This window comes from Mesorhizobium sp. 1B3 (assembly GCF_050958605.1).
Lineage (GTDB): Bacteria > Pseudomonadota > Alphaproteobacteria > Rhizobiales > Rhizobiaceae.
Window position 1 is genome coordinate 656419 of sequence record NZ_JBJHDO010000001.1, and the last position, 20641, is coordinate 677059.

Below are 20641 nucleotides of genomic sequence, written 5' to 3' on the forward strand. Positions count from 1 at the left end.
TACGACGGGCCGTTCCTACCACATGCTCCTGACAGCCTGTGGTCAGGATAGGCGAGCGGCGGCACTTCTTGACCGATCATTCGGAAACTTGAATACTAGTTATTGCCAGCATTCGAGGAGGGTTTATGCGTCAGACATGGCGATGGTTCGGTCCGCCGGACAAGGTCACGCTGGCGGATGCGCGACAAGCGGGCGTGGAAGGTATCGTCACCGCGCTGCATCACGTGCCCACCGGCGAGATCTGGCGGCCGGAGGAGATCGAGAAAAGGCAGCGCGAGGTGGCTTTTCATCCCGACGGAAGGGGCATGACGCACCTCAAATGGGAAGTGGTCGAGAGCCTCCCGGTGTCGGAGGCCATAAAGACCCAGACCGGCGACTGGCGAGCCCATATCATCCACTACCGGCGCAGCCTCGAGAATCTGGCGCGGGCTGCCATTCCCGTCGTCTGCTACAATTTCATGCCGGTACTGGATTGGACCCGCACGGATCTTGCCTGGCGGGTTGCCCATGGCGGCACGGCAATGCGTTTCGACCTTGTCGATTTCGCCGCTTTCGACATCCACATATTGGCGCGAAAGGGCGCAGCCGAGAGTTTTCCAGTGCCGGTGGTCGCGGAGGCGAGAAGACGCTTTGCGTCGATGAGTGACGAGCGTCAGAGACAACTCGCCGCCAACATCACCGCCGGCCTGCCGGGAGCTCAGGAACACTGGTCCTTGGAAAGCATCAAGGAACATCTTTCGACCTATGACCGGGTCGGACCGGACAAGCTGCGCCGGCATCTCATGGACTTCCTGTCGGAAGTCGTGCCCACCGCGGAGAAGCTGGGGCTTAGGCTCTGCTGTCATCCCGACGATCCGCCTTTCCCGCTGCTCGGCCTGCCGCGCGTCATGTCGTCGTTATCCGACTACCGCCACGTGCTCGACGCCGTCGACAGCCCGGCCAGCGGGGCGACTTTCTGCACGGGTTCGCTCGGCGCCCGCCCTGACAACGATCTGCCGGCCATGGTGAGGGAACTCGCGCCGCGCATTCATTTCGTGCATCTGCGCAACGTCAGTCGCGATACAGATGAAGTGCCGTGCTCCTTCTTCGAGGACGAGCACCTTGCCGGCGACACCGACATGGTAGCCGTCGTCGCGGCGCTTCTCAGCGAAGAGCGGCGGCGCCGCGAAAACGGCCGCGGCGATGCCGAGATCCCGATGCGGCCCGACCATGGACAGGATATACTCGATGATCTCGAGCGGGGCGCGCAGCCTGGCTATCCGGCGATCGGCCGGCTGAAAGGGCTAGCGGAACTGCGCGGCGTGATGGCGGCGCTTTCCCATCCGGAGATCGGCCTATGAATGCGCGGCTCGACAGTCTGACGGGCTTGAAGCAAGGAGTGAGCAAACCGTCATACGACCGCCGCCGGCCGAGCGGCATCGTGCATCTGGGGACTGGTGCCTTCCACAAGGCTCACCAGGCCGTCTACACCGACGACGCGCTGGAAGGATCCGGCGGCGACTGGATGATCACCGGCGTCAGCCTGCGCTCGCCCGACGTGGCCGCCGCGCTCAATCCGCAGAAGGGACTCTATACGCTGCTCACGCGCGGCCCTGAGGGCACGTCCGCACGCATCGTCGGCAGTATCGCGGGGGTGCTGGTCGCCCCCGGCGATCGAGCGGCGGTGCTCGCTGCGCTGACGAAGCCGGAGACAAGGATCGTCAGCCTCACCATCACCGAAAAAGGTTATGGGCTCGACCCCAAGACAGGCGGGCTCGATCGCAACCATCCGGCGCTTGCGGCCGACCTTGCCGAGCCCACGAGCATGCAAAGCGCGGTAGGGCTCATCGTGGCGGCGCTGCAGCACCGCAGGAACCGCGGACAGCAGCCCTTCACCGTCCTTTGTTGCGACAACCTGCCGTCGAACGGCAAGGTCCTGCGCCGGCTGGCGCTCGAGTTCGCGGCGGCAAGGAACGCCAACATGGTTCCCTATCTGGAAGGCGAAGTCAGCTTTCCCTCGACCATGGTGGACCGCATCACGCCGGCAAGTACGGACAAGACATTCGCCGACACGCTGGCCGCCACCGGCCGCGAGGACTATGCAGCTGTCGAGACCGAGCCCTTCTCGCAATGGATCATAGAGGACGAGTTCGTTGCCGGCAGGCCGGAATGGGAAGCGGGGGGGGCGCTGTTCGTAGGGGATGTCGCGCCTTACGAAAAGATGAAGCTCAGGATGCTCAACGGCACGCATTCCATGCTGGCCTATTCGGGCTTCCTCGCCGGCCACAAATATGTGCGCGACGTGATGGCCGACGCGGATCTTGCCCTGCTCGCCGCGCGCCACATGCGCGAAGCCGCGCGCACGTTGGAGCCCGTCCCGGGTGTGGACCTCCAGGGCTATGCGGGGCAGCTTCGCGAGCGCTTCGCCAATCCGGCGATGGCGCATGAGACGTGGCAGATCGCCATGGACGGCTCGCAAAAACTACCTCAGCGGATCATCGAACCGGCCCTGATCGCGCTGCGGCGAGGTCTCCCATTGGATAGCTATGCCTTCGCCGTCGCCGCCTGGATGCGCTACGCTCTCGGCATGACGGACAGGGGAGACATCTATGTGCTACGCGACCCGCGAGAGAGCGAGATCGCGACGGCGCTCGCCGGCTCCCGTCGCGATGCGAATGCAGTCGCCGACCACCTTCTCGCTTTGCCGGGGCTGTTCCCGGAGGAATTGACCGGATCGGCGAAATGGCGCGACGCGTTGCAGCACAAGCTTCAGCCGATGCTGGCCGAAGGCATGCGGCGCGCGGTTGCCCGTGAGGCCGAGACATGCCGCGTGTAAAGCATGTGCCGGAGGGTTTCGACCTCGCGCAGGCGCTTGCCGGAATAAACATCGATCGCGGCCAGGCGATCGGCCCGCAGATCTATGCGGCGCTGCGGCATCGCATAGTCGATGGACGGCTGCCGGGCGGCACGCCGATCCACGAAAACGACATCGCCTCGCATTGCCTCGTGTCGCGAACTCCGCTGCGCAGCGCGCTCCAGCAACTTGGCAATGAGGGCTTGATCGTCACGCGGCCACAGGTCGGTTCTGTGGTCGCCCCGCCCGACAGTTCTCGTCTTGAGGAGGCACTGTTCGTGCGCTCGGCGATCGAGCAGCAAGTGGTGCGGCGCCTGGCGACGACGGGGCTCGACGAGGCGGCACTGGCGTCCGTGATGGAGCGGCAGGCCACCGCGGCCGAGATCGACGATTACGCCAGCTTCTTCGATGCGGACGAGGAGTTCCACGCGTTGCTCGCCAGGATGGCCGACGTGCCCAATGCCTGGCAGCTCGTCCACTCGATCAAGGCGCATGTCGACCGCGAGAGATTCCTGCTCCTTTCGACGACCCCGGGCCGGTCGCGGCAGGCCTATGGCGACCATCTGCGCATACTCGATGCGATACGCTCGGCCGACGGCGAGCGCGCCGCCCACGAAATGGCAAGACATGTCGAGTCAGTGCTCGACGCGTAATACCACTGTTCCTGCATGTTGGTACATCCAGGACGCCCCAGTCGCCGACGGAAGGTCGCGCGCTCCAGCGGTCAATCCGACCGACCATTGGTATCATCTATCTATTTGGCGACGAAGAAGTCTTCGATCCGCGCGGCCGCTCGCTGGAGGTGAGGCAGGAACACGCGTTCCATTTCTTCGACCGAGAAGCGCGCCGACTGCGTCGAAGCGTTGATCGCCGCGACGATGGCGCCCGAGCGATCACGGATCGGAACGGCGACCGAGCGCAGGCCGCGTTCCAGTTGGTCGTCCACGCTGGCATAACCCTGTTCCCGGGCACGCGCGATCAACTTGGCGAGTTCGGTCCGACTGGTGATCGTCTTGGGGGTGTTCGCTCGGATCGTGGCCTTGGCCAGGAAGATCTCGAGCGCCTCAGGCGAAAGGTCCGAGAGGAGGACCCGTCCCATCGAAGTGCAATAGGCGGGCAGATGGGTGCCGACATTCAGGGCGACGCTCAAGAGATGACGGCTCGGCACTCGGGCCACGTAGACCACGTCTTCGCCGGAGAGTATGCCCGCCGAGCAGGATTCGTTCAGGGTCGATGACACCTCGCGCATGAAGGGCTCGGCATAGGTCCAAAGCGAAGCGCCCGACAGCCAGGTCCGGGCGAGCGAGATCAGACGGGGCGACAGGAAAAAGCGCCGGCCGTTCTGCGTAGCATATCCCGTGGCGACCAGGGTGAGAAGGAAGCGGCGGGCACCGGCTCGGGTCAGTCCGGCCTTTTCCGCCATCTCGCTGAGCGTCAGTCCGGCCGGGTGCGCAGCCAGGATCTCCATCACGCCGAGCCCGCGTTCGAGCGAAGCCACATGATCGCGCGAGTGCCCATCCCCGGTTTCCCCGCGGCCGGTCTCCGCCACATTTGACTCCTCTTGAGCGCTCATATAGGAATGTATCGCATAAAGAACATATGTTCGCAATACGAACATGTTGGGTTTCGGAGAATCCGAAGCCGGGGCAAAAAAAGGTCAGGCGGTGGCCGCCGCTCTGGCGCAATTCGGAGTACGCGCAATGGCAAAGTTCATGCCGCTCAGCCAGGCTGTGGCGGAGAACCTGAAAGACGGCGACGCCGTCGCCTTCGAGGGGTTCACGCATCTCATTCCAACGGCCGCCGCGCATGAGGCGATCCGCCAGGGCTTCAAGGACCTGACGCTGATCCGCATGACGCCCGATCTCGTCTACGATCAGATGATCGGCATGGGCATGGCGAAGAAGATCGTCTTTTCCTATGTGGGCAATCCTGGCGTGGGCCTGTTGCGCCGCGCGCGCGACTCGATCGAGAACGGCTGGCCGCGTTCCGTCGAGGTCGAAGAGCATTCTCATGCCGGCATGGCAAACGCCTATGAGGCGGGCGCGGCAGGCATGCCCTTCGCCGTGTTCCGCGGGTATCGCGGCGCCGGCCTCGCCGAGGTCAATCCGAACATCAAGTCGATCACCTGCCCGTTCACCGGCGAGAAGCTCGCCGCCGTGCCGGCTGTGCGCCCGGACGTGACCTTCATCCACGCCCAGAAGGCCGACAAGAAGGGCAACGTCCTGGTCGAAGGCATCATCGGTATCCAGAAGGAAGCCGTTCTCGCCGCCAAACGCGCGGTGGTGACCGTGGAGGAGGTCGTCGACAGTTTCGACGATCTCCACCCGAACCTGACTGTCCTGCCAAGTTGGACGGTCACGGCAATCGCGCTCGTGCCGGGCGGGGCTCATCCCTCCTATACGCATGGCTATTATATCCGCGACAACGCCGCCTATCTGGAATGGGACGAGATCGCGTCGGACCGCGAGAAGTTCCGCGAATGGATGCAGAAGAACGTGATCGAGAAGACCGCCGACGATTTCGCCGGGCGGGTCGCCCATCTGAGGAAAGACGCATGAGCACCGATCTCGGCTTTACGCCCAACGAAATGATGACCATCGCCGCTAGCCGGGCGCTGAAGAACGACGACGTATGCTTCGTCGGCATCGGCGCGCCCTCGGCGGCCTGCAACGTGGCGCGGCTGACGCATGCGCCCGACATCACCCTGATCTACGAAAGCGGCACGATCGGCACGGCGCCTGACGTGCTGCCGTTGTCGATCGGCGACGGCGAACTGTGCGAGACGGCGGTGACCACGGTCTCCGTGCCGGAGATGTTCCGCTACTGGCTGCAGGGCGGCCGCATCACGATCGGCTTCCTGGGCGCGGCCCAGATCGACAGGTTCGGCAACATCAACACCACTGTCATCGGCGACTATCACAAGCCGAAGACCCGGCTGCCCGGCGGCGGCGGCGCGCCGGAGATCGCCACCTCCTCGCAGGAGGTCTACATCACCTTGGCTCAATCGAAGCGCGGCATGGTCGAGAAGATCGACTTCTTCACTTCCTTCGGCCATGGCGAGGGCGGCGACCATCGCCAGCGTCTCGGCATCGACACCAAAGGTCCGACGCTGTTGATCACCGATCTGGCGATCTGGAAGCCGGACCCGGTCACCAAGGAGTTCACGGTCGTTTCCATGCATCCAGGCGTCACGCGCGAGCAGGTCCAGGAGACCTGCGGCTGGCCGGTCAAGTTCGCCGAAGAGGTCGCGGTCACGCCTGCTCCCACCGAACTCGAGCTCAAAACGTTGCGCGACCTGCAGGCGCGCACCAAGGCTGCCCATCAGGGAACAGCCAAGACCGGAAAGGCGGCGTAAGATGGCTGAAGCTTTCATTTGCGATTACATCCGCACGCCGATCGGTCGTTTCGGCGGATCGCTCTCTTCAGTGCGCGCCGACGATCTCGGCGCGATCCCGCTGAAAGCGCTGGTCGAGCGCAACGGTTCGGTCGATTGGCAAGCGGTCGATGACGTGGTCTTCGGCTGCGCCAACCAGGCCGGAGAAGACAACCGCAACGTGGCGCGCATGTCCTTGCTTCTGGCCGGGCTGCCGAAGGAGATCCCCGGCTCGACGGTCAATCGCCTCTGCGGCTCGGGCATGGATGCGCTCATCATCGCCGCGCGCGCGGTCAAGTCTGGCGAGGCCGAGTTGATGGTGGTCGGCGGCGTGGAATCGATGTCGCGTGCGCCATTCGTGCTGCCCAAGGCCGACAGTGCTTTCTCCCGCAATGCCGAGATTTACGACACCACCATCGGCTGGCGCTTCGTCAATCCGCTGATGAAGAAGCAGTACGGCGTCGATTCCATGCCGGAGACCGGCGAGAACGTCGCCGAGGATTTCAAGGTGAGCCGCGTCGACCAGGACGCCTTCGCCGTGCGCAGCCAGGAGAAGGCCGTGGCGGCACAGAAGAGCGGCAGGCTGGCGAAGGAGATCGCGCCGGTAACCATCCCGCAGCGCAAGGGCGATCCGGTGATCGTCGACAAGGACGAGCATCCTCGCGCCGGAACCACGGTCGAGACCCTCGCCAAGCTGCCCACGCCGTTCCGTCAGGGTGGTACCGTGACGGCTGGCAACGCCTCGGGCGTCAACGACGGTGCGGCCGCGCTGATCGTCGCTTCGGAGGCTGCCGCCAGAAAGTATGGCCTCACGCCGATCGCCCGTGTCCTGGGCGGAGCGACAGCGGGCGTCGCCCCGCGTGTCATGGGCATCGGACCGGCACCTGCGACCAAGAAGCTCTGCGCCCGGCTCGGCCTCGAGCCGGCCGATTTCGACGTGGTCGAACTCAATGAAGCCTTTGCCTCCCAAGGCATCGCCGTGCTCCGCGAACTCGGAATCGCCGAGGACGCGGAGCACGTGAACCCGAATGGCGGTGCGATCGCGCTCGGCCACCCGCTCGGCATGTCCGGGGCGCGGATTTCGGGAACGGCGGCGCTGGAACTCAGGGAGCGCGGCGCGAAACTCGCGCTCGCCACCATGTGCATCGGCGTGGGGCAGGGCATCGCGGTGGCGCTGGAGAGGGCCTAACTCTCCAACCAATCCTCGATAGCGAGGTCGGGGACGAAGTGGAAGGCGCGATCGCTGGTCACCAGCGTCGCGCCGACCGTAAGGGCGTGGGCCGCGATGAGCATGTCGATTGGGCCTAGGGATTTTCCCATGCGCTCCAAGGTTGCGCGAAGGCGACCGTAAACCATCGCGCAGTCCTCGGTCCAATGCAGCACGTCGATTTCCGCGAAGAAGTCAGTGGTTGCTGTCGCCAGCCGGGTTGCTTCCGGGCGTCTCACCAAACCGGATCTGATTTCGCCGAATGTGATGACCGAAACACATAGGTCCCGCGGCGGAAGCCGGCTTATCCGCTTCAAGGCCGGTGCCGATCGTTTCGTGACGATCCGGCTGACGGCATTCGTGTCGAGCATAGAACGGCGGGTCACTTGAACGGGTCGTCCCGCTCCTGTGCGCCCTGATCCCGATCCTTCATGAAATCGTCCGGAATATCCTCAGACCTGAGCATATTGACCGCGGCAAAGAACTTATCCCAAGAACCTGTTCGTTGAGGTTTTTCCGCAAGAACGACGTGCCCTGTCTCCGGATCACGCCAAATCTCGACCTCCGTTCCTTTGAACCGGAACTCGGCAGGCAGGCGAACGGCTTGGCTCCGACCGTTCATGAACAACTTGGCAACTGCTGTCCCCTCCAGAGCCTCCAAACACATGATATATACCATGATATATATCTCGTGGCAGGGCACAGCAAGGCGGTACGCCAGCGTTCACTGTCGGCGTAATCTCACTGGCGCCTCGCCGAACATATGCGAGAACGCTCGTGAAAATGCGGCGGCGCTCGAAAAGCCTGTGCGCGCGGCGATGTCGGCCATGGGCACCGCGGTGTCGAGCACCAGGCGCCGCGCCGCAAGGAGGCGCAGCCGCTGGTAGTATGCGCCTGGCGTCTCGCCGATCGCGTGGTTGAAGATCTTCTCCAAAGTGCGAGCCGAAACCCCGGCCCGCTTGGCGATCGCGGCGATCGTCAAGGGCTGGTCGACATGCGCCTCCATGAGCCGCACGGCCTGGGCAAGACGGGGATCGTAGCCGTCGAGCCGCCCAAGGGACACTAATGGCTGTGCGTCGGTAGCAGCGCGCGCTTGGTCATAAATGAAGACGCTCGCCACATCGAGCGCCACCGCCATGCCGAGCCGGGTGCGGATGAGGTGCAGCATCAAGTCGAAGGTCGGTGAGGCTCCTCCCGTGGTGAAGACCGGTCCATCGATGATGTAGCGGTCCGGCCGCACGTCTGCTTCCGGAAAGGCCGCCGCGAAATCCTCCAGATCCTCCCAATGGGTCGTCGCCGAGCGGCCGTCGAGCAGACCGGCACGGCCGAGGAACCAGGTGCCGGCCTCGACGCCGCCGACCGCCCGGGCTGAACGCGCCGCTTTGCGGATCGACGCGAGCGTGGCCGAAGAGCCTTGTTCGCGCGAGCCAAAGCCTCCGACCACGATGAGAACGTCCGTGTCCTCCCGCGCGTCGAAGCGTCCGCTGACGGCGACAGGCAGGTCCGCCGTGGTGAGAGGCGCGTTCCCGTCGGCCGAAACGATCTTCCAGTCGAACAACGTTTCGCCTGACACTCGGTTCGCTGCCCGCAGTGGATCGACCGTCGAGGCGACGCACATGATCGAGGAACCGGGAAAGATCAGCAGCGTCATCCTGAGCGGAAAACGCTCTGGCTGAAAGATTGAAGCTGGTTCGCTTTTCATCAATCCTCATTCGTAAAATGCAAAGCACTGTTCGGCAAGGCGAGGGATGATCGGAGAAGGACAGCCCCGGAGAAGGAGGAGCTCTGATGGGTCTCAACCCCAGCCGTGACGTTTTCATCACCTGCGCCGTGACCGGTTCCGGCGACACGACCGGCCGTTCCGACAAGGTTCCCGTCACCCCCCGTCAGATTGCCGATGCGGCGATCGAGGCTGCGAATGCAGGTGCCGCGATCGCCCATATCCATGTGAGGGATCCCGAAACCGGGAAGGGCGCGCGCGACGTTCATCTCTATGAAGAGGTGGTCGATCTGGTGAAGCAGTCTGGCGTCGATGTCGTGCTCAACCTGACCGCGGGCATGGGTGGTGACCTGACGCTCGGCGGGGTCGAGAAGCCCCTGCCGCCCGCGACGGCAGGCACCGACATGGCCGGCGCCACGGAGCGTCTCGCCCATGTCGCCAAGCTGCTTCCGGAAATCTGCACGCTTGATTGCGGCACGATGAATTTCGGCGAGCAGGATTATATCATGACCAACACGCCGGTCATGCTGAAGGAGATGGCGCGCCAGATCCAGGCGCTTGGCGTGAGGCCGGAGGTCGAAATCTTCGATACCGGTCATCTGCTTCTCGCCAAATGGCTTCACGGACAGGGCCTGCTCGATGACCCCGTGATGGTGCAACTCTGCATGGGCATTCCCTGGGGGGCGCCGGACGACATTGCCACGCTTACAGCCCTCACCGCCAACCTGCCTTCCGACTGGGTCTTTTCTGCCTTCTCGATCGGCCGCAACCAGCTTCCCTATGTGGGGGTGGCGCTGGCCACCGGCGGCAACATTCGCGTCGGGTTGGAGGACAATATCTGGTTGGAAAAAGGCGTGCTCGCCACCAACGGCGCGCTGGTCGAGCGAGCGGTGAAGGTGGCCGAGGGCATGGGCTCCCGCATCATGGGACCGGCAGATGTGCGCGAAAAGCTCAAGCTCGAGAAGCGGTGGTAGTCGATGAGCAGGATCTGCAAGGCCGCCGCGATTGGCGGCGGGGTGATCGGTGCCGGCTGGGTCGCGCGGCTCGCCTTGAACGGCATCGACGTCGCCGTCTTCGACCCCGACCCGGAGGCCTCCCGAAAGGTCGGCGAGGTCATGAAGGGCGCGCGCCGCGCTTACCGAAAGATGGCTCCGGGCGGGTTGCCTGGGGAGGGCCGGGTCACCTACGCCAAGACCATTGCGGAGGCGGTGACCGGCGCAGATTTCATCCAGGAAAGCGTGCCCGAACGGCTCGACCTGAAGCACAAAGTGCTGGCCGAGATCGACGCCCACGCATCCAGGGATGCGCTGATCGGCTCTTCCACATCGGGCCTCAAGCCTTCCGATATGCAGGCCGCAATGGAACGTCCGGAGCGGCTTGTCGTGGGCCATCCCTTCAACCCAGTCTATCTCCTGCCACTGGTGGAAGTCGTCGGCGGCGACAAGACATCAAGGAAGACGATCGAGAAAGCGCGCTCTGTCTACGCTTCGATCGGCATGAAGCCGGTCGTTATCCGCAAGGAGATCGAAGCCTTTGTCGGCGACCGCCTGCTCGAAGCCGTCTGGCGCGAGGCGTTGTGGCTGATCAAGGACGATATCACCACCGTCGAGGAGCTCGACGACATCATGCGCTACTCTTTCGGCATACGCTGGGCGCAGATGGGCATGTTCCAAGTCTATCGTATCGCCGGCGGCGAAGCGGGCATGCGCCACTTCATTGCCCAGTTCGGTCCCTGTCTCGCCTGGCCCTGGACCAAGCTTACCGACGTACCGGAATTGACGGACGAACTGGTCGACAAGATTGCCGCCCAGTCGGACGAGCAGGCGCAGGGTCTGTCGATCCGCGAGCTGGAGCGCATCCGCGACGACAATCTCGTCGCCATCATGGAAGCGCTGTCCAAACAGAACAAAGGCAAGGGCTGGGGCGCCGGTGCGCTGCATAAGGACTATACGAAACAGCTTGCCAAGGCGGCTGCGAAGGACGTTGGCAAGGGCAAGCCTGCCAACGTGGCGAAGAGCAAGGGTTGAGGCCAATGGATTTCGGCCTGTCCGAAGAGCAGAAGCTGATCGTCGAGACGACGCGATCCTTCGTCGAGAACGAGCTCTATCCGCATGAGGCGGAGGTCGAGAGGACCGGCCACCTGCGCCGCGAGCTCATCGAGGAACTCAAGGCGAAGGCCATCGCCGCCGGCCTCTATGCAGCGAACATGCCGGTCGAGGTCGGAGGGGCAGGGCTGGATACCGTGACTTGGCTCCTCTACGAGAAAGAGCTCGGCCGGGCGAATTACGCGCTTCATTGGACCTGCGTGGCGCGGCCTTCCAACATCCTGCTCGCCGGTACGCCGGAGCAGCGCGAAAAGTACCTCTATCCCTGCATACGCGGCGAGAAATGGGACTGTCTCGCCATGACCGAGCCGGGCGCGGGATCGGACCTGCGCGGCATGAAGGCGAGCGCGGTTCAGGACGGCGACGACTGGGTGCTCAACGGCACCAAGCATTTCATCTCGCATGCCGATATCGCCGATTTCGCCATCGTCTTCATGGCCACGGGCGAGGAGGACAGCGCGCGCGGCAAGCGCAAGAAAATCACGGCCTTCTTCGTCGACAAGGGCACGAAAGGCTTCACTGTCCGCGACGGCTATCGCAATGTCTCGCACCGCGGCTACACCAATTCGATCCTCGAATTCGACGATTGCCGTCTGCCCGGAGAGCAGGTGCTGGGCGAAATCCACAAAGGGTTCGAGGTCGCCAACAGCTGGCTGGGGGCGACACGTCTCCAGGTGGCGGCGACCTGCCTCGGCCGTGCCGACAGGGCATTCTCCCATGCCGTCGCCTATGCCGCCGAGCGCGAGCAGTTCGGCCAGCGGATCGGCAAGTTCCAGGGCGTCTCCTTCAAATTGGCCGATATGGCCACTGAGTTGAAGGCCGCCGACCTCATGGTCTTCGAGGCTGCCTGGAAATACGACCAGGGGACAGTCACCGACCAAGACATGGCGATGGCGAAGCTCAAAGCGACCGAGATGCTCGCCTTCGTTGCCGACGAGGCTATCCAGATTCATGGCGGCATGGGCCTCATGGCCGACCTGCCGCTGGAGCGCATTTGGCGCGATGCCCGGGTCGAGCGCATCTGGGAGGGAACGTCCGAGATACAACGGCACATCATCTCGCGCGCGCTGCTTAGGGCGGTGGGAGGATAGCGCTACTATGATGGCGGATCAGCATACCCCCCTCTGTCCTGCCGGACATCTCCGCCACAAGGCTACGAGATTCACACATCCGGCGGAGCTTTCTGGAGTACCCCTCATCCGACCGCGCTTGGCGCGGCCACCTTCTCCCCTTGTGGGAGAAGGTGGCCGACAAGCCTGTGACGCGGCTGAGCCGCGGCACAAGCGCCGGAGGTCGGCTGAGGGGTGTTCCAGAGACCGCCGACGATCCGTGAGATGTGTGAATGTCGTAGCCCTCAAGGGGGGAGATCGGCAGCTTCGATCTTTGCACTCGCTTTGCTCGGCTGAAGATTGGCGAAATCATTCGCGACGGCCAATCTCCCCCCTTGTGGGGGAGATGTCCGGCAGGACAGAGGGGGGTGCCTGCCATGCACCGTCTTGAGCGCCTGCTGCGGCCGAGATCCATTGCCGTCTTCGGCGGCGTTCAGGCGGCGGCGGTCGTGCGGGAGTCGCTCAAGATGGGCTTCGCCGGCGAGATCTGGCCGGTGCATCCGTCGAAGGACGCGGTTGAAGGAGTAAGGGCCTACCGTTCGGCGGCCGAGCTCCCCGGAGCCCCGGACGCGGCGTTCGTGGGGGTCAACAGACATCTGACACTGGACATCGTCAGGCAGTTGCGCGAGCGCGGCGCGGGCGGGGCGGTCTGCTTCGCCGCCGGTTTTCTGGAGACCGGCGACTACGATGCCGAAGGCCCGCAGCTGCAGCAGGGGCTCTTGGAGGCCGCCGGGTCCATGCCGATCATCGGGCCCAACTGCTACGGCCTGATCAACTATGCCGATGGGGCTCTTCTCTGGCCCGATCAGCACGGCGGAACGCGGCTTCAAGAAGGGATCCGTGGCGTGGCGATCGTCACGCAATCGTCGAACATCGCCATCAACATGACGATGCAGAAGCGCGGGCTGCCGGTGGCCTATGTCATGACCGCCGGCAACCAGGCGCAGACCGGCTTGTCGGAAATGGCGCTTGGGCTTGTCGAGGACGGGCGCGTCTCGGCCTTGGGACTTCATATCGAAGGCTTCGATTCAATCATTGGCTTCGAACGTTTGGCGGCGCGCGCACGCGAACTCGGCAAGCCTGTCGTCGCCATGAAGGTCGGCAGGTCCGAGCAGGCGCGTGCGGCCACGATCTCGCACACGGCCTCGCTTGCCGGATCCGATGCGGCCGCTGAAGCCTTCTTGAGGCGGCTGGGTATCGCCCGGGTCGACACGATCCCATCCTTCCTGGAGGCGCTGAAGCTGCTCCACACCGTCGGCCCGCTTCCCGGGTATCGGCTTTCCTCGATGAGTTGTTCCGGCGGAGAGGCGTCCATCATGGCCGACAGTGCCGACGGACGCTCCGTCTATTTTCCCAAGCTGGTGGACGAACACCACGCGCGGGTCAAGGAAGCGCTCGGTCCGCTGGTCGCCGTCGCCAATCCGCTCGACTACCACACCTTCATCTGGAACAACGAACCCGCCATGACCGCTGCCTTCACGGCCATGGCGTCGGGCGGTTTCGATCTCAACATGCTGGTGATCGATTTTCCCCGCGGCGACCGCTGCTCGGATGCCGAGTGGTTTCCGACCTTGCGCGCCTTCGAAGCCGCTTTGAGGAGCAATGCGGCCAAGGGCGCGATCGTCGCCTCCATGCCGGAGAACCTGCCGGAGCAGTACTGCGCCGACCTGATCGCGCACGGCATCGCCCCGCTTTATGGCATTCCCGAGGCGATGAATGCCGCGGAAGCCGCCGGCTTCGTCGGCGAAGCGTGGTCTCGAAAGCCAGCCGATCCGGTTGCGGCAAGAGGCTGGGAGGCCGAAACGGCAGCCCGACACGAGCCGGACGAGGCCGAGGCAAAGGCGTTGCTCGCGGCGCATGGGCTATCCGTTCCGCGAGGCCGACGGGTTGCCGATGTCCACGAAGCCGCCGTGGCAGCGGAAGCTTTGGGCTTTCCGGTGGCGTTGAAGGCACTCGGCTTGGCCCATAAATCCGAGCAGGGCGCGGTGAAGCTCGGTTTGGCTGATCGCCAGGCCGTCCATGCCGCGGCCGAGCGTCTCGCCGGTCTCGGCACCGGGCTTTATGTCGAACGGATGGTGATGGACGGTGTCGCCGAGCTGATCGTCGGCGTCACACGCGATCCGCTGTTCGGGCCGGTTATGACCTTGGGGTCGGGTGGCGTGCTGGTCGAACTGCTCAAGGATTCCGCCACGCTGCTCCTCCCAGCGACAAAGGTAGAGGTGGAGGCTGCATTGCGCGGGCTCAAACTTTTCCCCCTGCTCGATGGCTATCGAGGTCGTCCAAAGGGCGATCTCGACGCCGCGCTGGAGATGATTCTCGGAATCGCGTCCTTCGTCGCGGCCCACACCGAACGGATCGAAGAACTCGACATCAATCCGCTGATCGTCGGCCGTGAAGGACAGGGTGCCTGGGTCGCCGACGCCCTGTTGGTGATGAATGGAGACAGCTCATGTCCGAAGTCATAACGACGCGCCGCGAGGGCGCTATCCTCGAGGTTACGCTCGACCGTCCCAAGGCCAATGCCATCGATCTCGCGACCTCGCGGTTGATGGGGCTCACCTTCCAGTCCTTCCGCGACGATCCGGACCTTCGTGTGGCGATCGTCAAGACGGCCGGCGACAAATTCTTCTCCGCCGGATGGGACTTGAAGGCGGCGGCTGCCGGCGACGCGGTAGACGGCGACTACGGCGTCGGCGGTTTTGCAGGACTGCAGGAATTGCGCGATCTCAACAAGCCGGTGATTGCTTGCGTCAACGGCATGGCGGTCGGGGGCGGCTTCGAACTGGCGCTGTCCTGCGACCTCATTTATGCCGCCGACCATTCCACTTTCGCCCTGCCGGAAATCCGCGCCGGCACCTTGGCCGACGCCGCTACGGTGAAGTTGCCGAAGCGTATTCCCTATCACGTTGCCATGGACCTTCTGCTGACCGGCCGCTGGATGGATGCGGAGGAAGCTCATCGCTGGGGGCTGGTCAACGAGGTGTTGCCCAGGGAAAAGCTCGAAGACAGGGTCTGGGCGACCGCGCGGCTGCTCGCCGCCGGGCCACCCCTGGTCTATGCGGCCATTAAGGAAGTCGCGCGCAAAGCCGAAGCCATGGAATTCCAGGATGCGATGAACTGGATCACCAAACGCAAATTCCGCACCGTCGATGAGCTTTATGCCTCCGACGACAATCAGGAGGGCTTCCGGGCTTTCGCCGAGAAGCGCGATCCCGTCTGGAAAGGACGATAAGCATGTCCACGGACTACACGAAGCTTATCGATGCAGAAACCTGGGCCTTCATCGAACGGACCAACAGCTTTTATCCGCCCGACACGATCGACTGTACGATCGCCGAGCAGAGGCGGATCTACGATCGCATGTGCCGCGAGTTCTTCGTCGGCTATCCCGAGGGCGTGACCGCGGAGGACCGCGCTATCGAGGCGCCGAGCCATCCGATTCCGATCCGCAGCTATCGCGCGGCGAAGTCCGACAATGCAGCTATGGTACTCTATTTCCACGGCGGTGGTTTTATCCTCGGCGGTCTCGACAGCCACGACGACGTTTGCGCCGAACTCTGCGCCCGTACCGGCTACGAGGTGGTGTCCATCGATTACCGGCTGGTCCCCGAGCATCTCCACCCGGCCGCCTTCCAGGACGCGATGGCCGCGTTCAAATGGGCCGCCACGGCATCGCGTCCGATCCTGCTCTGCGGCGATAGCGCGGGGGGCAACCTGGCCGCTGCGGTCGCGCACCACACTCGCGGCCATGAGCGGGCTCCGATCGGACAAATCCTCATCTATCCCGGCCTTGGTGGCGACACCACCAGGGGTTCCTATGTGACCCATGCGAACGCGCCGATGCTGACCATGCGCGACCTCGTTTTCTACAAGGACATCCGCACCGGCGGGGCCGACGTCTCGGACGACGTCAGCTACATGCCGATGCGTGATCCGGATTTTTCTTCGCTTCCGCCGACGGTCATCTTCACCGCCGAATGCGATCCGCTTTCGTCCGACGGCGAGGCGTACCGCGATCTCGTTCATGCGGCTGGCGGCAAAGCCTATTCGCTGGAGGAGCGGGGTCTCGTGCATGGCTATCTGCGCGCGCGGCACACGGTACGTCGAGCCCGCGAAAGCTTCACGCGGATCGTCGACGCGGTGAAAGCGCTCGGTAAGCGTGAGTGGCCTTATTGAGATCTGCGGACACAAGTTTGTTACCGCGGGTTGCCGCAGTTTGTATGAGGACTACCATCCCGGGGGTGACGCTCAGCGCCGACCTTGTTACGAGGACCAGGAATCGGTGCCGGCGTACGCTGGCATACCAGCAATGCATTCCGAGCGGCGGCGGGGCAGTGCAAAGGAGCCGGCGAAATGGCCAGTGTTGCAAACGCCCTGGGCGTTCTTCTTCCTTATAGCGGCCCCTCATCGAGGTGGTTGTCGGCGGCCGATTCCGGGCCGACCCTTCTGGCAACTCCCTTAAACGACTCCCTCTACGGCGGCGGCAACGGCACGGTCACCATGTGGGGTCTTGCCGGCGACGACATCTATAATCTCTATTCCACCAAGGATCAGGTGTTCGAGCAACCCGGCGAGGGGATCGACACGATCATCACCTGGATGAGCTACACGCTTCCGGAGAATTTCGAGAATCTGACCGTCACCGGCGATAGACAAATCGCGATCGGGAACGACCAGGACAACATCATCTCCGGCCGCTCGGCTCAGCAGACGCTTGACGGTGGGGCAGGCAACGACGTGCTCATAGGTGGCGACGGTGCCGATATCTTCTCCGTAAAACGGGGCAATGGCAGCGATGTGATCCTGGATTTCAATGCGAACGATATTGTGCGCCTTGACGGCTACGGCTTCACCTCTTTCGATCAGGTCAAGGCTAACATGTTCCAGTCGGGAATTGACGTCACGCTCGGCTTGGCCGACGGCGAGGTGCTGGTCTTCGCGAACAAGACGATCGAGCAACTCCATGCCGACCAATTCAAGCTCGGCCTCGACAAGTCGAATCTGAGACTGACTTTTGCAGATGAATTCGATTCCCTCAGCCTGTGGAACGGGCAAACCGGAACATGGGACACCAACTATTGGTGGGGCGCCCCAAACGGTAGCACCCTTCCAGACAACAAGGAGTTGGAATGGTATATCGATACCGATTACCGCCCGACGAAATCGGTCAATCCCTTCAGCGTCGAGGATGGCGTCCTGACGATCACTGCCGCGCGCGCGCCTGAGGAGATCAGGCCGTTCATAAATAACTACGAATACACATCGGGAATGATCACCTCGTTCGAGTCGTTCTCCCAGACATACGGCTATTTCGAGATTCGCGCCGACATGCCGGACACCCAAGGCACATGGCCTGCGTTCTGGCTGCTTCCGGCGGATGGAACATGGCCGCCGGAACTCGACGTCATCGAGATGCGGGGACAGAATCCCAACCAGTTGGTGCTGACCGCTCATAGCGAGGCAACGGGAGAACACACCCAGATACGCTCCGTCGCGAATGTCTCCGATACTGAAGGCTTCCACACCTACGGGCTGTTGTGGACCCAGAATGAACTCGTCTGGTACTTCGATGATGTCGAGGTGGCGCGCGCGGAGACGCCTCCCGACATGCATGATCCGATGTACATGATTGCCAATATGGGTCTCGGCGGTTGGGCCGGAACACCGGCGGACGGTCTCGCTACTCCTGCCGAGATGAAGATCGATTATATTCACGCCTATCAGCTAGGCGACGACGCGATCCTTTAGGAGTTCGGTGTGCGTCCTTCGAGTCCTCGAAGAACGCACACCGAATCGGAACCGATAAAAATGTCAATTCCCGGCCGCCTCCATGCGCCTGCCCTCGATGGCCTTTTCCAGCCAGCCGATCTCCATCTCCGGGACCGAGGAAAGAAGCAGGTCGGTGTAGGCGTCGAAGGGCGGCGTCAGCACCTTGGATCTAGGTCCGTAGCGCACGACTTCGCCGCGATACATGACCACTACTGCGTCCGCGATCGCCTTCACCGTCGCAAGGTCGTGGGTGATGAACATGTAGGCGACATCCTCTTCGCTCTGCAATTCGAGCAGGAGCTTCAGGATGCCGTTCGCCACGAGCGGGTCGAGTGCGCTCGTCACCTCGTCGCAAATTATCAGCTTCGGTTTGGCGGCCAGTGCTCGGGCGATGCAGACGCGCTGCTTCTGCCCGCCGGAGAGCTCGGCCGGGTAACGTTCGGCGAAGCCCTTGCTCATCTCGATCTTGTCGAGCAACTCGGCGACACGTGCATCGCGCTCCTTGCCCTTCATGCCGAAATAGAACTCCAGTGGCCGGCCGATGATGGCGCCGACGGTCTGACGCGGATTCATCGCGACATCGGCCATCTGGTAGATCATTTGCAATTCGCGAAGATCCGCGCGGCTGCGGTCTGTCAGGCGGTTTGCCAACTTGCGCCCTGCGAAGGTGATTGAACCTTCCATCGGCGGCAGCAGGCCGGTGATGGCGCGCGCCAGCGTGGACTTGCCCGATCCGGACTCCCCGACCACGGCGAGCGTCTGACCGGGATGGATATCTATCGAGACATTTTTCAACACCCGGACCGCACCGCCGCCATAGCCCGCCGTGACATTGGCGATGGAAAGGAGAGGCGCCTTTTCCGAGCGCTGCTCCTCATGCGCGATACGGTTTACGGAGACGAGCGCCTTCGTGTAGTCCTGGCGAGGCTCATGGATGATCTGTCGTGTGTCGCCCCATTCCACGAGCTTGCCATGCCGCAACACCATGATCTCGTCCGAGACCTGAGCAACCACCGCAAGATCGTGCGTGATGTAAAGCGCGGCCACGCCGGTATCGCGGATCGCATCCTTGATGGCGGCGAGCACGTCGATCTGGGTCGTGACGTCGAGCGCTGTCGTCGGCTCGTCGAAGACGATCAGGTCGGGCTCGGAGCAGAGCGCCATCGCTGTCATCACACGTTGTAGCTGACCGCCTGAAACCTGATGCGGAAAGCGTTTGCCGATGGTTTCCGGATCCGGCAGGCTGAGCTTGCGAAACAGGGCGATGGCGCGTTTTTCTGCCTCGGCGCGGGAGGCGACGCCATGCCCGACCGCTGCTTCCACGACCTGATCCATGAGCCGGTGGGCGGGGTTGAAGGCGGCCGCGGCTGACTGCGCGACGTAGCAGACCTCGCGCCCGCGGAGGCGGCGCAGGCTCCTCGCCCCGCCCTTCAGTATGTCACGCCCGTTGAGCACCACCTCGCCGCCGGTGATCCTCACGCCGCCGCGCCCGTATCCCATCGAAGCCAAGCCGATGGTCGACTTCCCAGCGCCGGATTCGCCGATAAGGCCGAGCACCTTGCCGCGCTCCAGCGACAGCGACACGCCATCGACGATGGTCAGAGTAAGTGGCGGCTCGCCCGGCGGATAGGCCGTCGCCTCGATCCGCAGGTCGCGTATATCGAGGAGAGGATCGCGCTTGGTGTCAGCCATTGCCGCGGCCTCCCTTGAGGTCGGTAGTGCGGTTGAGGATCCAGTCGGCGACCAGGTTTACCGATATGGCCAGCAATGCGATGGCGGCGGCCGGGATCAGCGCCGCCGGCACGCCGAAGACGATGCCGTCCTTGTTCTCCTTCACCATGCCACCCCAATCGGCTTCCGGCGGCTGGACGCCGAGGCCGAGGAAGGACAGCGCCGACAGGAACAGCACGGCATAGATGAAGCGCAGGCCAAGCTCGGAGACCAGAGGCGACAGGGCATTCGGCAGGATCTCCCGGAAGATGATCCAGCCGCGGCCTTCACCGCGCAGCTTCGCCGCCTCGACGAAATCCATGACGTTGATGTCGGCCGCGACGGCGCGCGACAAGCGATAGACGCGGGTCGAATCGAGGATACCCATCACGAGGATCAGCGTCGTCAGGGTGGAAGGCAGGACTGATAGGATGACCAGGCCGAAGATCAGCGTAGGTATCGCCATCATGAGATCCACGAAGCGAGACATGAGCGTGTCGAACCATCCGCCGACGACAGCCGCCGCGAAGCCCAGCACCGAGCCCAGGACGAAGGAGATGGCTGTTGCCGCCGCCGCGATGAAGATCGTCGTACGAGCCCCGTAGATCATGCGGGCAAAGAGGTCCCGGCCGAGATTGTCGGTGCCCAGCCAATGGGCGGCCGATGCAGGCTGCCAGACGTCGCCGACAGTCGCGTCCATCGGATACGGGGCGAGGAAGGGCGCAAGCACGGCCATGGCCAGGAAAAGGAAGGTCAGGAGGAGGCCGAGAGCTGCGCCGGTCGGGATTCGTGTCAGGGAAAGCATGACCCGGCCC

At 63.5% G+C, this 20641-nt stretch carries 19 protein-coding genes; 13 read left to right on the top strand and 6 right to left on the bottom strand.

All coding sequences use genetic code 11. The features are described from left to right. Positions 1-125 precede the first annotated feature (125 nt). Genes uxuA through ACCO56_RS03085 form a run of 3 tightly spaced genes read left to right on the top strand, consistent with a single transcriptional unit; the run spans position 126 to position 3486 of the window. Positions 126-1340, top strand: coding sequence for a mannonate dehydratase (uxuA, locus tag ACCO56_RS03075; protein ID WP_433637492.1), 1215 nt, complete (start codon positions 126-128; stop codon positions 1338-1340). Beyond that, positions 1337-2815 (top strand): mannitol dehydrogenase family protein, encoded by a 1479-nt coding sequence (locus tag ACCO56_RS03080; RefSeq protein WP_433637494.1) that lies wholly within the window; start codon positions 1337-1339, stop codon positions 2813-2815. Before uxuA ends, ACCO56_RS03080 begins: the two co-directional genes overlap by 4 nt. After that, the gene (locus tag ACCO56_RS03085) at positions 2803-3486 is read left to right on the top strand and encodes a GntR family transcriptional regulator (protein WP_433637495.1); all 684 of its coding nucleotides are present in this window, start codon (positions 2803-2805) and stop codon (positions 3484-3486) included. The genes ACCO56_RS03080 and ACCO56_RS03085 overlap by 13 nt, the downstream gene beginning before the upstream one ends. Before the next feature lie 101 nt (positions 3487-3587). On the opposite strand, the gene ACCO56_RS03090 is transcribed toward ACCO56_RS03085, so the two are convergent. Further along, positions 3588-4382, bottom strand: a complete 795-nt coding sequence (locus ACCO56_RS03090; RefSeq protein WP_433637497.1) for an IclR family transcriptional regulator domain-containing protein — start codon at positions 4380-4382, stop codon at positions 3588-3590. Between the two features lie 151 nt (positions 4383-4533). On the opposite strand from ACCO56_RS03090, the gene ACCO56_RS03095 reads away from it, so the two are divergent. From ACCO56_RS03095 to pcaF, 3 genes are read left to right on the top strand one after another with little or no spacing between them, the layout of a single operon-like run. After that, positions 4534-5391, top strand: a complete 858-nt coding sequence (locus ACCO56_RS03095) for a CoA transferase subunit A (RefSeq protein ID WP_433637499.1) — start codon at positions 4534-4536, stop codon at positions 5389-5391. Next, positions 5388-6188, top strand: coding sequence for a CoA-transferase subunit beta (locus tag ACCO56_RS03100; protein WP_433637501.1), 801 nt, complete (start codon positions 5388-5390; stop codon positions 6186-6188). Before ACCO56_RS03095 ends, ACCO56_RS03100 begins: the two co-directional genes overlap by 4 nt. 1 nt (position 6189) lies before the next feature. Further along, positions 6190-7395: a 3-oxoadipyl-CoA thiolase gene (gene pcaF / locus ACCO56_RS03105; RefSeq protein WP_433637502.1), complete on the top strand. Its 1206-nt coding sequence runs from the start codon at positions 6190-6192 to the stop codon at positions 7393-7395. Here pcaF and ACCO56_RS03110 read toward each other — a convergent pair. The 3 genes from ACCO56_RS03110 to ACCO56_RS03120 are packed head-to-tail and all read right to left on the bottom strand — an operon-like array spanning position 7392 to position 9118. Then, positions 7392-7784 carry a type II toxin-antitoxin system VapC family toxin gene (locus ACCO56_RS03110; RefSeq protein WP_433638319.1) on the bottom strand — a complete coding sequence of 131 codons (393 nt, stop codon included), beginning with the start codon at positions 7782-7784 and terminating at the stop codon, positions 7392-7394. The genes pcaF and ACCO56_RS03110 overlap by 4 nt on opposite strands. Positions 7785-7795: 11 nt before the next feature. Then, the gene (locus ACCO56_RS03115) at positions 7796-8092 is read right to left on the bottom strand and encodes an antitoxin (protein WP_433637504.1); all 297 of its coding nucleotides are present in this window, start codon (positions 8090-8092) and stop codon (positions 7796-7798) included. Positions 8093-8137: 45 nt separating this feature from the next. After that, positions 8138-9118: a GlxA family transcriptional regulator gene (locus tag ACCO56_RS03120; RefSeq protein WP_433637507.1), complete on the bottom strand. Its 981-nt coding sequence runs from the start codon at positions 9116-9118 to the stop codon at positions 8138-8140. A gap of 83 nt (positions 9119-9201) precedes the next feature. On the opposite strand from ACCO56_RS03120, the gene ACCO56_RS03125 reads away from it, so the two are divergent. From ACCO56_RS03125 to ACCO56_RS03155, 7 genes are all read left to right on the top strand, one after another. Next, positions 9202-10107 carry a 3-keto-5-aminohexanoate cleavage protein gene (locus tag ACCO56_RS03125; RefSeq protein WP_433637510.1) on the top strand — a complete coding sequence of 302 codons (906 nt, stop codon included), beginning with the start codon at positions 9202-9204 and terminating at the stop codon, positions 10105-10107. Between the two features lie 3 nt (positions 10108-10110). Further along, positions 10111-11160, top strand: a complete 1050-nt coding sequence (locus tag ACCO56_RS03130) for a carnitine 3-dehydrogenase (protein ID WP_433637512.1) — start codon at positions 10111-10113, stop codon at positions 11158-11160. 5 nt (positions 11161-11165) lie between these two features. Then, positions 11166-12329, top strand: coding sequence for an acyl-CoA dehydrogenase family protein (locus ACCO56_RS03135; RefSeq protein ID WP_433637514.1), 1164 nt, complete (start codon positions 11166-11168; stop codon positions 12327-12329). A 395-nt stretch (positions 12330-12724) separates the two neighbouring features. Beyond that, a complete protein-coding gene (locus ACCO56_RS03140) occupies positions 12725-14812 on the top strand; it encodes an acetate--CoA ligase family protein (RefSeq protein ID WP_433637516.1) in 2088 nt (695 codons plus the stop codon). After that, positions 14797-15579, top strand: coding sequence for a carnitinyl-CoA dehydratase (locus ACCO56_RS03145; protein WP_433637517.1), 783 nt, complete (start codon positions 14797-14799; stop codon positions 15577-15579). Before ACCO56_RS03140 ends, ACCO56_RS03145 begins: the two co-directional genes overlap by 16 nt. A 2-nt stretch (positions 15580-15581) precedes the next feature. Next, positions 15582-16523, top strand: coding sequence for an alpha/beta hydrolase (locus ACCO56_RS03150; RefSeq protein ID WP_433637519.1), 942 nt, complete (start codon positions 15582-15584; stop codon positions 16521-16523). A 177-nt stretch (positions 16524-16700) separates the two neighbouring features. Then, a complete protein-coding gene (locus ACCO56_RS03155; RefSeq protein ID WP_433637521.1) occupies positions 16701-18095 on the top strand; it encodes a family 16 glycosylhydrolase in 1395 nt (464 codons plus the stop codon). Positions 18096-18158: 63 nt separating this feature from the next. On the opposite strand, the gene ACCO56_RS03160 is transcribed toward ACCO56_RS03155, so the two are convergent. Continuing rightward, positions 18159-19808 carry an ABC transporter ATP-binding protein gene (locus tag ACCO56_RS03160; protein WP_433637523.1) on the bottom strand — a complete coding sequence of 550 codons (1650 nt, stop codon included), beginning with the start codon at positions 19806-19808 and terminating at the stop codon, positions 18159-18161. Beyond that, positions 19801-20631: an ABC transporter permease gene (locus tag ACCO56_RS03165; protein WP_433637526.1), complete on the bottom strand. Its 831-nt coding sequence runs from the start codon at positions 20629-20631 to the stop codon at positions 19801-19803. Before ACCO56_RS03165 ends, ACCO56_RS03160 begins: the two co-directional genes overlap by 8 nt. Between the last annotated feature and the right edge of the window lie 10 nt (positions 20632-20641).